General features: G+C 27.6%; 17 protein-coding genes. 4 read left to right on the forward strand and 13 right to left on the reverse strand.

The annotated features are described in order from the left end of the window. Positions 1-38: 38 nt before the first annotated feature. Both IMK15_RS01675 and IMK15_RS01680 read right to left on the reverse strand, forming a co-directional pair. Complete coding sequence (locus IMK15_RS01675) at positions 39-242, reverse strand: RDAC family protein (protein WP_192941652.1); 204 nt, start codon at positions 240-242, stop codon at positions 39-41. Further along, entirely contained in the window at positions 232-1,293 is a 1,062-nt protein-coding gene (locus tag IMK15_RS01680) for a M24 family metallopeptidase (RefSeq protein WP_192941653.1), read from the reverse strand. The genes IMK15_RS01675 and IMK15_RS01680 overlap by 11 nt, the downstream gene beginning before the upstream one ends. A gap of 73 nt (positions 1,294-1,366) precedes the next feature. Here IMK15_RS01680 and polA point away from each other — a divergent pair, with 73 nt between their 5' ends. Genes polA through prfB form a run of 4 tightly spaced genes read left to right on the forward strand, consistent with a single transcriptional unit; the run spans position 1,367 to position 5,967 of the window. Then, the gene (gene polA / locus IMK15_RS01685) at positions 1,367-3,898 is read left to right on the forward strand and encodes a DNA polymerase I (protein WP_192941654.1); all 2,532 of its coding nucleotides are present in this window, start codon (positions 1,367-1,369) and stop codon (positions 3,896-3,898) included. Next, positions 3,899-4,579, forward strand: coding sequence for an AzlC family ABC transporter permease (locus IMK15_RS01690; RefSeq protein WP_192941655.1), 681 nt, complete (start codon positions 3,899-3,901; stop codon positions 4,577-4,579). Further along, positions 4,569-4,892, forward strand: coding sequence for an AzlD domain-containing protein (locus IMK15_RS01695; protein WP_192941656.1), 324 nt, complete (start codon positions 4,569-4,571; stop codon positions 4,890-4,892). Before IMK15_RS01690 ends, IMK15_RS01695 begins: the two co-directional genes overlap by 11 nt. Then, positions 4,879-5,967 (forward strand): peptide chain release factor 2, encoded by a 1,089-nt coding sequence (gene prfB / locus IMK15_RS01700; protein ID WP_192941657.1) that lies wholly within the window; start codon positions 4,879-4,881, stop codon positions 5,965-5,967. Before IMK15_RS01695 ends, prfB begins: the two co-directional genes overlap by 14 nt. 9 nt (positions 5,968-5,976) lie before the next feature. On the opposite strand, the gene IMK15_RS01705 is transcribed toward prfB, so the two are convergent. From IMK15_RS01705 to IMK15_RS01755, 11 genes are read right to left on the reverse strand one after another with little or no spacing between them, the layout of a single operon-like run. Further along, positions 5,977-6,372, reverse strand: coding sequence for a gamma-glutamylcyclotransferase (locus IMK15_RS01705; protein WP_192941658.1), 396 nt, complete (start codon positions 6,370-6,372; stop codon positions 5,977-5,979). Next, positions 6,366-7,007, reverse strand: a complete 642-nt coding sequence (pcp, locus tag IMK15_RS01710; protein WP_192941659.1) for a pyroglutamyl-peptidase I — start codon at positions 7,005-7,007, stop codon at positions 6,366-6,368. Before pcp ends, IMK15_RS01705 begins: the two co-directional genes overlap by 7 nt. A gap of 23 nt (positions 7,008-7,030) precedes the next feature. Then, on the reverse strand, positions 7,031-7,936 hold the full coding sequence (locus IMK15_RS01715) for a DUF979 domain-containing protein (protein WP_192941660.1): 906 nt from the start codon (positions 7,934-7,936) through the stop codon (positions 7,031-7,033). After that, positions 7,936-8,598 carry a 5-oxoproline transporter, DUF969 family subunit gene (locus IMK15_RS01720; RefSeq protein WP_046329044.1) on the reverse strand — a complete coding sequence of 221 codons (663 nt, stop codon included), beginning with the start codon at positions 8,596-8,598 and terminating at the stop codon, positions 7,936-7,938. The genes IMK15_RS01715 and IMK15_RS01720 overlap by 1 nt, the downstream gene beginning before the upstream one ends. Positions 8,599-8,613: 15 nt before the next feature. Next, the gene (locus IMK15_RS01725; protein WP_046329045.1) at positions 8,614-9,012 is read right to left on the reverse strand and encodes a hypothetical protein; all 399 of its coding nucleotides are present in this window, start codon (positions 9,010-9,012) and stop codon (positions 8,614-8,616) included. Continuing rightward, positions 8,993-9,883, reverse strand: a complete 891-nt coding sequence (locus IMK15_RS01730; protein WP_192941661.1) for a tyrosine-type recombinase/integrase — start codon at positions 9,881-9,883, stop codon at positions 8,993-8,995. Before IMK15_RS01730 ends, IMK15_RS01725 begins: the two co-directional genes overlap by 20 nt. Before the next feature lies 1 nt (position 9,884). After that, a complete protein-coding gene (gene recN, locus IMK15_RS01735) occupies positions 9,885-11,495 on the reverse strand; it encodes a DNA repair protein RecN (RefSeq protein ID WP_192941662.1) in 1,611 nt (536 codons plus the stop codon). Continuing rightward, the gene (locus IMK15_RS01740; protein ID WP_192941663.1) at positions 11,470-12,417 is read right to left on the reverse strand and encodes an alpha/beta hydrolase; all 948 of its coding nucleotides are present in this window, start codon (positions 12,415-12,417) and stop codon (positions 11,470-11,472) included. Before IMK15_RS01740 ends, recN begins: the two co-directional genes overlap by 26 nt. Continuing rightward, the gene (locus IMK15_RS01745; RefSeq protein WP_192941664.1) at positions 12,414-13,334 is read right to left on the reverse strand and encodes an alpha/beta hydrolase; all 921 of its coding nucleotides are present in this window, start codon (positions 13,332-13,334) and stop codon (positions 12,414-12,416) included. The genes IMK15_RS01740 and IMK15_RS01745 overlap by 4 nt, the downstream gene beginning before the upstream one ends. Then, positions 13,331-14,062 (reverse strand): NAD(+)/NADH kinase, encoded by a 732-nt coding sequence (locus IMK15_RS01750; protein WP_046329049.1) that lies wholly within the window; start codon positions 14,060-14,062, stop codon positions 13,331-13,333. Before IMK15_RS01750 ends, IMK15_RS01745 begins: the two co-directional genes overlap by 4 nt. Continuing rightward, positions 14,059-14,940 (reverse strand): alpha/beta hydrolase fold domain-containing protein, encoded by an 882-nt coding sequence (locus IMK15_RS01755; protein WP_192941665.1) that lies wholly within the window; start codon positions 14,938-14,940, stop codon positions 14,059-14,061. The genes IMK15_RS01750 and IMK15_RS01755 overlap by 4 nt, the downstream gene beginning before the upstream one ends. Between the last annotated feature and the right edge of the window lie 54 nt (positions 14,941-14,994).

A 14,994-nucleotide genomic window follows, 5' to 3' on the forward strand; every position in this document is an offset into this window, starting at 1 on the left:
TTCATGTAAACAAAAAAGTGCCCCTTGGAGGCACCCATCTAGTCCTTATACACATACTTATTATCCGCACTCACACTTATCTTTATACCCTTATTTTCAAAGTGTTGGCGTATGTTTTCTATTTCGTTTTTATCTTCTAGTTCTATAGCATTGCCTCCGCATGCATCTCTAAAATGTAATTTTGTTTTAATATTTTTTTGAAGTTCCAAAAACTCTTCTATAGTGAAATTCCTATTTCTCATACTTAGTTAACACCTCACAACCTTCTTTTGTAACTACAACATCATCTTCTATTCTAACACCTGCAATGCCTGGTACATATATACCTGGTTCTATAGTAAACACCATATTTTCTTCTAGTATGTCGTCAGTCTTTTCTGAAACATCTGGATATTCATGTACATCAAGTCCTAAACCATGACCTAATCTATGAGTGAAATATTCACCATATCCCGACTCTTTTATTATATCCCTTGCTACCTTATCTACTTCACTGAATTTAACACCAGGTTTTGCAAATTTAATAGCTTCCATATTGGCTTTTTTTACTGTTTCATATATCTTTTCTGCTTCTTTACTAATTTGCCCAAATTTTAAAGTTCTTGTTTCATCTGACGCATAACCTTCATAATATACTCCAAGGTCAAATAATGCTAAATCACCTTTTTGTAATTTAGTCATACCACTTTCTCCATGAGGATCAGCTGCATTTTTACCAAAAAGTACTATTGTATCAAATGACATTGCTTTTGCATATTTTTTCATTTCAAATTCTATTATTGCTTTTAATTCTAGTTCTGTTATACCTTCTTTTAGATTTTCTTTTGCTATACTAATAGCTTTATCAGCTAAGCTTGCAGCTACTCTCATTTTTTCTAACTCAGAACTACTTTTGTACTTTCTCATATCCTTTATATCTTCATCTATTCGTACACATTCTTCTATACCAAATATTTTTGATATTCTTTCTAATCTATCTACAACTAAATGTTCTTTTTCTATACCTACAGCTTTCAATTTACCTACTTTATTCATTAATAGCATATATCCATCTTCTGTATCTAGGTATTTCACAATTTCTATACTCTTGTCTACACTTCTTTTAGCATTTTCATATTCCATAGCTGGAACTAACATACTTACCCTATTTTTTTGTATGACTACCATAAGTAATCTTTCATGTGGGTCACAGCTCATATGTGTTAAATAGTACACATTAGTTGGATTTGTAACTAATATTGCATCTAAATTCTTTTCTTGTAATTTTTCTTGTATTTCCTCTATTTTTTTCATATTATCACCTATTCATATTATATCAAAAATTTGATATAATGAAAATGTATATTTAAAGAAAAAGGAATTAGAAATGAAGAAATTATTAATACTAGACACAAGTGCAATAATGTACAGATCATTTTATGCACTACAAAATTTGATAAACAAAAAAGGTATGCCTACAGGAGCAATATTTGGGTTTGTAAAGCAATTAAATATGGCTATAGAAGAAGTTAATCCCGACTATATTGCTGCTGCATATGACGTAAAAAAAACTACTCTAAAAAGAAGAGAAATTTTTAGTCAATACAAGGAAAATAGATTAACTATGCCAGATGAATTACTTTGTCAAGTTGATATTATTAAAGACATTATTGGATACTTTGGAATAAGATCTTTTTTTAAAGAAGGTTATGAAGCTGATGATGTAATAGCTTCACTAACTGAATTTGCACTAAAAAACTCTATAGAAGTACATATTTATACTGGTGATAAAGACATACAACAATTAGTGACTAAGGATAATAACGTATTCATACATTTACTAGGTAAAAATGAAGTTGTTTCTACCTATGAAGATGTTAAAAATATGCTCTATGTATACCCTAACCAAATACCTGATTTTTTTGGACTTAAAGGCGATAAATCAGATGGTATACCTGGTGTAATGGGTATAGGTGATGTCAGTGGTAAAAATCTAATTGAAAAATATGACACCCTAGAAAATATATATATGAATATTGATGATATTCGTGGCAAATTAAAAGAAAAATTAATTAAAGATAAAGAACTTGCATTTATCTCACGTGATTTAGCAAGAGTAAAAAAAGACATAGACTTTAATATTTCATTATCTGATTTAATTAAAGAAAAAGATGATGTGCAAAAATTAAAGGAAGTCTTTACTGAACTTGAATTAAATACTCTACTTCCTCTAATTAAGGAAGAAGAAATTAAAATTAGTTATACAAAAACAGATTTTAATAATATATTAGAGCTTTGTAAGAATGCTAGTATATTAACAATATACATGGATGAAAACTACTTATCTATTCTTGTAGATGATAAGGTATATATCTGCAAAAATGAAAATGAAGATACCCTATTTTCTACTAAAATTGACTTAAAAAAGATTAATACTACTGCCAAAGTCATCATATTTGATGCTAAAAAGTATATGCATCTTGGTCTTAACTTAGTTAATTACTTTGATATTTTAATAGCTTCTTATGTAATAGATACACAAGATAAGTTTGAAGTTGAATTTATTATCGAAAAATACGCTAATATTCATACTGAACAATTTGACAAAAAAGCTCTAAAAAATATTACTGAAGAAAAATTAGAAGAAAAAAGTGCAAAAGTATGTTATGGGTTGTATAAAAGCTATGCTACCCTAGAAAAAAAATTAAAAGAAATTGATATTAATAATACATATGAAACAATTGAAAAGCCTTTAATTCCTGTCCTATACTCCATGGAAACAAATGGGATAAAAATAGACAAAGGGGCTTTTGAAAAATTAAATTCTAATTTTAGTAAGATTTTAGAAACTGAAAAAGAAGCTATTTACAATCTTAGTGGAGAAGAGTTTAATATAGACTCACCTAGTCAGTTGGCAAATATTTTATTTAATAAGTTAAATATACACGGAGTCAAAAAGACAAAACGTGGTTATTCTACTGATGCAGAAGTTCTTGAAATTTTATCTAAAAGAGGTATAGAAATTGCTGATCATTTAATAGTCTTTAGATACTACAAAAAATTACTTTCTACCTATGTTGAGCCACTACCTTTATACGCTGATAGTAACAATTTGATACATTCTAGCTTTAACGGTACAGGTACTGCTACTGGTAGACTATCATCACAAAATCCTAACCTACAAAATATACCTACTAGAACTACTGAAGGTAATATGATTAGAAACTGCTTTATTGCAAACGAGGGTATGAAATTAGTTTCTTTTGACTACTCACAAATTGAATTAAGAGTATTAGCTGAACTATCTAATGACCAACACTTAGTTGATTCGTATAACAATGATATTGACCTACATACACATACAGCTAAAAAATTATTCCCTAATTGTGAAATCACAAAAGAAATGAGAAATATAGGAAAAGTAATTAATTTTAGTGTGCTATATGGTAAAACACCTTTTGGTTTATCTAAAGAATTAAATATTCCTTTATCTGATGCTAAGCAATATATAGAGACATATTTTAAAACATACGATGGTGTGACAAAGTATCTAGATAGTATTGTAGAATTTTGCAAAAAGAACTTGTATGTAGAAACTCTATTTGGAACTAGAAGATATATCTATGATATACGTTCTAGTAATGCAAAAGTATTTGAAGAAGCAAAGAGAAAGGCAATAAATACCGTTATACAAGGAACTGCAGCTAATATTTTGAAAATTGTAATGATAAAACTACATAAATTAGGGTTTAGAATGTTATTACAAGTACATGATGAATTGATTTTTGAACTACCTTCTAGTGAGGCAGAAAAATTAAGTCTTGAGATTAAAGATATTATGGAAAATACCATAAAATTTACTAAAGTCAAATTAAAGACAAATTACAGTATAAGTGATAAATGGGGTGAATTAAAATAAATGATAAATAAATTTTTTAAAGGTATGAAAAAAGGTCTACCCATAGGAATAGCATATTTTCCATTTGCCTTCACATTTGGATTTATAGCTACAAATGTAGGAATTAATGCATTCAAGTCTGGTGTAATGAGCTTTTTATTATACGCTGGAACTAGTCAAGTATTAATAGTGAAATTATTAGAACAAAACTCTAACATGTTTCAAATTATACTTGCTAGTACTGTAATAAATGTAAGGTATATATTAATAAATATGCCTATATTAAAAAGGCAGGAAAATGAAAGTTTAATAAAAAGATTTATTAATGCCTTCTTCCTAACTGATGAATGTGTTTCATATATGATATTAAACAACATATATGATATACACGAAACAATAGGTTTTGGTTTTTGTGCATACTTATCTTTTGGTATTTCAACAATACTAGGGTCTATATTAGGTAGCTACATGCCACCACTATACACTCAATCACTAAACTTTATACTTTACGCAATATTCCTTTACCTATTGGTACAAGTTTTAATGAATAACTTAAAATATATCTTTGTTGTTATAACAACAATAATATTAAAGTGTATTTTAGTATATATTGGACTTAGTGCATCGCTTTCAATATTATTAAGTATAATATTAGGTGCTTTAATTCCATTACTATTAAAGGAGGAATATTATGGGGAATAAGTTATACATCTTAATAGGTATAATCACAGTAATTACAATATTTTTTAGAATATTACCTATATTCATACGTATACCAGATAACAAAAAAGTAAGTAAATTCTTTGAATTAATGCCTGTATCCATACTTACAGTGCTTGCATTCCCCGATATATTTACTTCTATTGGGACAAAATTAAGTGATATATTAATTTGTCTAGTTGCCATTGCTCTTGTAATATTCATGGCTAAGAAGAGAAAAAGTATGGGATTAACACTATTCTTATCTTTCATTTTGATAATACTACTAAAGGAGGTTTTCGTTGGAAAGTTTTGAAATTAAGAAAAATGTATCAAGCATTTTTTCTGATATTAAAGAGACATTTAAATTAGATGCCAGAAAAGAAGAATTAAAACAATTAGAAAATACTATGATGGAACCTGATTTTTGGGACAGAAAAGACAATCAAGAAATTTTACAGAAAATAAATATAATAAAATCTACTATAGACCATATTAATACAATTATAGAAACACATGATAATATTGAAGTATTAATTGACTTTGTTGAAAGTGGTGATGAAGGTTCAGTAAAAGAATTAGATAATCTATATGAAGAATTTGTAAAAATGACTAAAGATTTTTCTAACACTATGTTACTAGATGGTAAATATGATACATACAATGCTATAGTCAATATTAACGCTGGTGCTGGTGGAACTGAAGCTTGTGATTGGACTAATATGGTGTTTAGAATGTATGAAAGATGGGCTAACAAGAAGGGATTTAAGTGCGAAGTACTTGATTTACTAAATGGTGAAGAAGCTGGTATTAAGTCTATAACCTTCAATGTTAAGGGAGAATATGCCTATGGCTTATTAGCCTGTGAAAAAGGTGTACATAGACTAGTTAGAATATCACCTTTTGATTCTAATGCAAGACGTCACACTTCTTTTACAGCCGTTAATGTCATACCCGAAATTGAAAATGACTTGGATATAGACCTTAACATGAATGATCTTGAAATAGATACATATAGATCTTCTGGTGCTGGTGGGCAACACGTTAATACAACAGATTCTGCTGTACGTATAACTCATAAACCTACAGGACTTGTAGTTACTTGCCAAAATGAAAGATCACAAATAAAGAACAAGGAATCTGCTATGAAGGTCTTAAAAGCTAGATTATTTGAATTAGAACAAGAAAAGAAAAGACAAGAAATGAAGGATATTAAAGGTGAAGAGAATAAGATTGAATGGGGTAGCCAAATTAGATCTTATGTAATGCAACCGTATAAGCTAGTTAAAGATCATAGAACAAAGTATGAAGAAGCAAATGTTGATAAAGTCTTAGATGGCGATATAGATGAATTTATAGGAAGTTATTTAAAATTTAAAAAAATGAGCTAGGCCCAAAGCCTAGCTTATATAGTCATTACCCTCTATTTTTTTACCTAATCTTTCAGGATTTTTAGCCTTATCCATATTATACTTATACATAAATGCTTCATCTATCTTTTTCATATTCTTATCATACACTTCTACAACTACTCTATTATACTCATTATTTTTTAGATTTTTTTCATCATATCCTTCAAGTTCATCCATTTCTTTAAAATCATCCATAACTTCATATAGCTCACCTACTGAATATTCTGTATCGCTATCTAAAAGTGCAGGATATCTCTTATCTTTTAATGTATATAGCTCACCACTAACATAGTAAGTTCCTAAATATTTTGCCTTACCTTCTAAATAATGATGATTATACCCTTTTTTTCTTAATGATCCATAAACAAATAACTTTTCTAACATATTGTACCTCCACTTATCTTTTTATCACTACCATTTTCTATTATCGCTTCTAATGCTAGTGTTAATGCTTTTACTATTGTAGAAATAGACATAGATGGTGTATTAGGTCTACTTATTACTTGTTCTGGTAAAAATGGTATATGTATAAATCCTGATTTCTTATTAGGATATTTTTTGTCTAATAAATATTGTACTCCGTATAGGACATGATTGCATACAAATGTACCTGCTGTATTTGAAATAGATGCTGGTATATTATTTTTTCTAATATTTTCAACTATTGCTTTTATAGGTAAATTTGAAAAGTATGCATTTTCTCCATCGTCATATATTTTAGTATCTATGGGTTGATTCCCTTCATTATCTTTTATTCTATAATCATCTACATTTATACCTACACGTTCAACAGTAATATCTGGTCTACCTCCTGCTTGCCCTATTGATAATATTACATCTGAATTGTATTCCTTTATTGCTTCATCTATCTTTTCAAGTGATTTCATATATACTGTAGGTATTTCTAATTTAATAATTTTAACTCCTTTAATTTCATCTGGTAATTTTTTTACAGACTCTATTGCAGGATTAATTTTATCTTCTCCGAATGGATCAAACCCTGTTACTAATATCTTCATATCTATGTATTCCCCCTTTTAAATTAAAATGCTAATGCAAGTATTAATAATATATGTACTACTATTAGTGCTAATGCTATTGGTAATTGTGCTTTAATAACTCCGTATTTATCCTTCATTTCTAAAATTGATGCTGGCACTATATTAAAATTAGCTGCCATAGGTGTAATTAAAGTTCCACAAAATCCTGCTGTCATTCCTAATGCACCTACTACTGTAGGGTTAGCACCATGGTTAATAACAAAAGGTATACCTATACCCACAGTTATTACTGAAAATGCTGCAAAACCATTACCCATTATCATTGTAAATATTGCCATAGCTATTACATAAACTATTACACCTAAAACTATATTCCCTTGGGGTATAATAGTTGAGACTAAGCTAGATATTACATCTCCTACACCTGCTTTTGTAAATATTGAACCTAAGGCTGCTAAAAGTTGAGGTAATAGTGATGCTGCTCCAACTTGCATTACTAATTTTGTTGTATCCTCTACTGTATCCCCTACATTTGGTTTGAATATTATTAATGCTAAGACTATTGCTATTATTGAACCTCCACCTATACTAATTACTGATGGTATCTTGAATTGTAATAGTAAAAATGAAGCTATACCTATTGCTAATGCTGGTATAAAGATCAAATTTCTAAATTTTTCACTATTAGCCATTCTAAGAGATTCACTAACATTTTTAAATTGTCCCATAGTTAATTTGTTAGTTACTGTTATTATCCCTAGAACGATAAGAAGTATACCTGTATATTCATAAGGAATATATTTACCAAAGATAAAAGTAATAGCTAAAATATTCCAAAATAGGAAGGTAGTAATCTTATTCTTTTCATTTTTTAAGCCTCTAAACCCAGTTAGTATACATACTATTCCACACAGCACATACATTAATTCAGATAAAATAACTTTCATTACTTTTTACCTCCCTTTTGTATCTTTTTATCAAATAATACAAATTGTATTATAGCTAAAATTACTGTAACTATACCTATAGGGATAGAATAAAAGGCTAGGCCCTTAAGTGTTACTTCTATACCTGCTTCTTTTAATGTTCCAAGGATTAATAGTAATCCTGCTGAACCAACAAAGATATTTTGTGCAAAGAAATTAGCGTAATTTTCTACTCCTGCATTTAATCCTTTTAATTCTTCTTTTTCTTTTTCAGTTAATTCTCTTCCAACAGCTGCTTCACTCATAGGTAATATCAATGGACGTATAAATTGTATGTGCCCACCTATTCTAATTGATAATGCTGATGCAATTGTTCTTATAACCATATAGATACTAAGAATTTTACCTGCTGTTGCATTACTTAATTTAGATATTAGTTTTGCACTTCTTTCTTTTAGTCCATTTCTTTCAAGCAATGCTATTACTGGTAATGATATGAAAAATATTGACATAAGTCTATTATCTATAAACGCCTTACCAATTATTCTCAATATCTCTAATATGTTCATTTTGGCTAATAAGCCTGTAACTATTCCTGATAGTAGAACTACTGCTAATACATCTAGCTTCAAACTAAATCCTACTACTATTATTACTATTCCTATAAGGACTAAATAATTCATAGTTATTCCTCCTTTTTATCTAAAAAACATTCTAATAAATATTATTAATTTTAATATTGTGTATACAACACTAAGTTCAATAGAGTCATATATACCATTATTATTAAAATTCCTATATTCACTATATGTTATTCCTATTATCGACAATACATATGTTATTAAATGTAAAATCCCAAATTTAAAAAATGATAAAACTAATATATCTAACGTTATGAAAATGAAGGGTAAAAGTATAAATTTACCTTCTTTAAAGTATAGCTTAATTAAAATATAGCTTAAAAGTATACTAGATAAAATTAATAGTATCTTAAATATATCAAACTTAAATGATAATATATATGTTAGTATGAATAGTATCATAGAAATTTGTATATTTGATTCATTACCTAAATATTTAAATATCTTTATCTTCATCTTCTTCTCCCAATTGTATTCTATCATAAATAGATTTTAGCTTTGATTTTTCTACGTGAGTATAAATTTCTGTAGTAGTTATACCTGCGTGACCTAATATTTCTTGTACAGTTCTAATATCTGCTCCATTTTTCAATAATATTGTAGCAACTGTATGTCTTATCATATGGGGATGTACATGTTTTTGTATATTACACATCTTTGCATGTTTAACTAAGCTTATATAAAAGCCTTGTCTAGTTGTTTTAGGAAAAACTTTAAAATCTCTTTTTCCATTTAAAAGCATTTCTCTTTCTTTGTATATATATTCTTTTAATATTTCTCCCATTTTTGGGTATATTGGTATATATCTATACTTACTACCCTTACCTAGAACTCTAATAAATTTGTATTCACTATCTTCTACATCTTTAATTTCCAAATTAATTATTTCTGATATTCTAGCACCTGTTGCTATTAATAATTCTAGTATAATTCTATCCCTAACATTTTTAGCTTCATGATTGTATGTATCAATTAGTCTTTTTAACTCATCTTCATCTAATATATCAGGAAGTCTTTTTTTCTTTTTCATAGAACGCACAGTATTAGTTGGATCTTTTTGTATATATCTATTGGTGTATAGGAATTTATAGAAAGACTTTAGTGATGATATCTTTCTTTGTGTAGAATTATACTTATATATCCCTTTTATCTTTTCTATATATCCATATATATCATCTTTTTGTATTACATTGTATTTCATATCTACTAATTTAAAAAAAGTCTTTAAATCTGTCCTATAGCTTTCTATAGTGCGTTCTGAACTACCTTTTTCTAGTCTAAGATAATCTAAAAATTCATTTACATATACTAGATTTTCGTTATCCATTCTACTCACTCATCATTTCTTTTACGTGTTCTACTAAGGCACTAGTAATATTATCTCCAGCAACTATTCTTGCAATTTCTTGTACTCTTTGTTCTGAATTTAATTTTTTTATCTTTGTTTCTGAATTTTTCTTGTATATCATAAATTGTTCTCTAGCTTTTGCTGCTATATTAGGTGAATGTGTTACACATATGACTTGAACGTTATTTGATAATTGTTTTAACTTATCAGCTACAAGCTTAACAGTTTGTCCTGAAATACCTGCATCAATTTCATCAAAAACTAAAGTTTCAAGCTTATCAACCCTAGAAAATACTATCTTTAATGCTAACATTATTCTTGATATTTCACCACCAGATGCTATCTTAGCTAATTTTTGATAATCTTGATTCTTATTTGTTCTTATCATAAATTCTACATCATCTATACCTGAGGTATAGAATCCATCTTTGTTTTTAAAGTATATTTTGAATGAAGCTTCCTTCATATTTAGTTCTTTCAACTCAGTATTTACCATTTCTTCTAATTTTTTAGAAAAATCTTTTCTAAACTCGCTTAATTTTTGTGCTTCTTCTATATATTCTTTTATGTATTCTTCTTTTTCTTGTTTAAGCTTTTTTATATTCTCATCTGAATATTCAAAATTAATTAATTTTTCTTCTAAGTCTTTCTTATACTTCAAGATGTCAGTAATACTTCCAGCATACTTAAACTTTAATTTGTTAATTTTATTTAATTTATCATTAATTTCTTCTATATCATCTTCTTCTTCTGGAATATATATTTCAGAATCTACTTCATTTAGTAATTCTCTAGCACTTTCTACTTTTTCTAATAGCTCTTGTATATTTTCATACTCACTTACTCCATGTAGTGGTCTTATACATTCTTTTAAACTAGGCAATATCTTCTCATTTAGATTACCTTGTAATATACTTAGTGCTTCTGTTATTCTACCTATGTCAAAGCTTTTTTTATACTTATACTCTAATTCTTCATCTAATCCTTCGTATAGGTCTAATTCTGAAATTTCATTTATACTAAATTCGTATAAGTCCTTTTTTTCTAAAATAGCTTTCTTTTCTTCTTCTAAGTCTTCAATTTTTTTATTAACATCATGTATCTTATTAACTATGCTTTTTAAATTAATTTTATTAGGTAAAAATTCATCAAGTAAAGACAAATGATATGATCTGTCTAATAGATATTGGTTTTCATGTTGACCAACTATATCAACTACTTGTTTTGTAATACTAGCTAGTGTTGCTAATGTTACTCTTTTGCCATTTATATTTATCTTTGTCTTACCATCTTTTGTAATTTTTCTGTATATTATTAATTCATTATCGCTAAAATCTATATCATCTACAAGTGTTTCTAAATTAGACTTTAAATTATCACTTATTTCAATAACACCCTCAACAGTTAAACTGTCACAATCTTTCATTATGTCATTTACATTAGATCTTTTTCCTAATAGTAAGGATATACCATCTAATACTAGTGACTTCCCTGCTCCAGTTTCACCTGTTATTACTGCGAAATTTGTATCAAACTCCATTTGCACATTCTTTATTATCGCTAAATTATTTATCGTCAACTCTTTTATCATTATATATTTCCTCCAAGAATCTTGAAATCTTATTTATCGAATCTTTTGTTTCTTTAAATATATTAAATAATTGGAAATTATGTTGCATATTCTTATACCCTTTTATTCTTGCATCTACATTATTTTTTATCATGTTATTATACACTAATATTGAATCATCACTCAATATTTCATTTGCACCATAATGTATTAATGTTTTAGGGAAGTTATAGTAATCACCATATACTGGGGAAACATATGGATTTGTTAAATCTTTAACTTCACTTACATATGGATTATTATTTAAATATCTTGGATGCCAACTTACACCGAATAAGACATCATCTTCAAATTTATTAACCCTACTTTTTACCTTATTACTCAAATCTGTAAAAGGTGATAAAAGAACTATACCATCTACTAAAGGTTTATTCTCATCTCTTCTTTTTAAAAGTGTTGATAGTATTAAATTTCCTCCAGAACTATCTCCCATTATTACTACTTTATCATAATGATTTAGTGCATAGTCTATGACATTATTAACTTCTATTGATTGGCTAGGATATTTTTTACCCTTATAGTCTACAAGTAGAATCTCATAATTGCTATTTTTTGTATTTTCGAGTATTCTTTCATTAAATTTAAAATATGTTGACTTTATATACTCAACTCTAAAAGCTCCACCATGTACATAAACTAGTGCATTTTTGCTATCTTTTTTTCTATATCTATAAAAGACGGTATTTCTAAATTTGTATGCATTTATACTATACCCTGGCTTATAGTCTACTGTATTTATTAATTTATCAACTGTATCATATATATCTATAACTTTTTCTTTATTGGTTATGACATTATTAATTAATATATCTGTAATCTTTAATATTGAACAAGATAACAGGGTAAAATTTAGGAAAATTATTAAAAATATTTTCTTTATCACTTATATATCCCTCCTAAAAATTTTGATACATTTTTTAATGCCTCATCTGTCCTATCGAATATACCGAATAATTGGAATACATGAACCATATTATCATATATTTCTAGTTTAGCATCAACCTTATTTTCCTTCATATTTTCATAAACTATTCTTGAATCATCTAGTAAAAGTTCTGTACTTCCACACTGTATTAATGTCTTAGGAAAATTATGATAATCTCCATACACTGGTGAAATATATGGATTAGTTTTATCTTTTACATCTTCTATATATGGATTATTCAATAATAGTTTAGGATAAGTCTTACCAAATAGTACATCCTTTGTGAAATTTTCTTTTCTACTCTTTACCGTATTAGTTAAATCTGTCCATGGTGATAATAGTACTAGTCCATCTGGTAACTTTTTGTGTTCATCTCTTCTTTTTAAAACTTGAGATAATATTAAATTACCTCCTGAACTATCTCCCATTAAAACTATTCTATCATATCTTTTTTGAACATAATCTAGTACATTTTCTAATTCCTTATTTTGTTCAGGATATTTTAACCCCTTATAATCCAACAATATTATTTCATAATCCTTTGGACAATTTTCTAAAATCTTTTCATTCATTGTATAGTAAAAACTATTTATCGTTCTAATGTAAAATGCTCCTCCGTGTACATAAACTAAAACATTTTTACTATCCTTCTTCTTGTAGTTAAAAAATAGTGTATCTTTATACTTATACGGCACCAATGTATAGCCATACTTTTTATCTATTGTTTCAATTAAGCTATATGCATACAATATATTTTTTAAAAATTGATCCTTATCTTGGACTATATCATTACTTAATATATCCAGTGACTTTATAGTCAAACTTGTACATGATGATAAAAGTAATAGCACTAAAAGCATTTTAATTCTTTTCATTTTTTACCTCTCCAATCGAGTTTTTTTCTTAGTATATAGTAAAAATTTTTATCTTTTGGTTCTATTAATTGAACATATTTATCAGAGTATTTCACATTAACTTGGGGGCAAAAATGTGATTTTTGCTTACCATCTATATATATTTTTGCATTTGATTTTACTACTAGATTTTTTTCTGGCAATATTAATGGTCTTGTTCCTAGATATTGAGGTGCTATTGCAACAATATTCATAACCTTTACACTAGGATGTATAATGCTACCACCTGCTGACATTGCATAAGCTGTTGATCCTGTTGGAGTTGAAATGATAAGTCCATCGCCTCTAAATCCACTAATTTCCTTGTCTTCGTCATATAGGACTAATTCTCCAACCCTATCAAATTTAAATGCTATTTCATTTAGTGCATAGTATTTCTTGTCATTTATACTACATTCTAATAAGTATCTCTTACTTAAGTTAAAGTTGTTATCCAATAGCTCTTCTATTCTAGTTCTAAAATACTTACTATCTATGTCAGCCATATATCCAACTCTTCCAAAATTTACAGCTAATATCGGAACCATATACTTTATTGCATATTTTAATGCCCTTAATATTGTTCCATCTCCACCAAATGTTAGTATATACTCTGGATATTCGTCTACAATTTGTATGTCATACTCTTTTAATATTTCTAGTTCTTTTTCTATTTTAATACCATCTTTTTTTACTATTAAAACTTTCATTTTATCCTCTTTATTGTTTCATCTAATACTTCTTTTGCACTGTCAACATAGCCCAAAATTTCTAAAAAGCCATGCCCCATTCCTTTATACTCTATGCACTCTATATTAAACTTATTACAAAAATCATCTATATCTAAGTTAAAATAATCATATTCAGCCTTAACAACTAATATTTTAGGTAATTTAATAAAGTCTTCCTTTTTAATATTTAATAGATTAATATACATAGAATCTTTGTCATACTCTTTGGAGAGATACAACTTTTTCATAGTGTCTATAGAATATTTAAGTTGCATTATACTTGCCTTTGCATAAGTACAAGGTTCTTTTAGGTTATATTCTTTTATACTCCAATTAGCTCTTTTTTCTATTTGTATAACTGGGTAATACATAAAAACATATGAAAATATGTTAGGATTTAATAGCACTACATCTAGTGCCAACATTGCACCTGCACTATCCCCTGATATATATACTGTTGTATAACCATATTTTCCTATATTTTCCCTTATTGTATCATATATTTCGTACATTATATACGGATATTGTTTTGTAGGTGCTAGTGTGTAGTCTATTGATATAACATCTATGTTGGTGTTATTCGCTATGTATTTATTACAATTTTGAATAAAAGTTACATCTCCAGCATAAAAGCCTCCACCATGTATTGAGAATATGACCCTATTTGTCTGACCTTTTGAGTATATATATACATTTTTTTCTTTTCTTACTTGTATATTTGGTGCTAAATCAATGCTACTATACCCTCCTACCATAGAACGTATCTTAGAAACATTTATACCCTCATACACAAATTCTTCATACTCTTTTTTTACTCTATTACTGAATGCCTTAATCATTTTTTCATCAATATCCATTTTTCACCTACTTTTATTAATTATACTATATCCAAAAAAAAAATACTAGAATCA

Source organism: Sneathia sp. DSM 16631 (genome assembly GCF_014892235.1).
Classification (GTDB): Bacteria; Fusobacteriota; Fusobacteriia; order Fusobacteriales; family Leptotrichiaceae; genus Sneathia; species Sneathia vaginalis.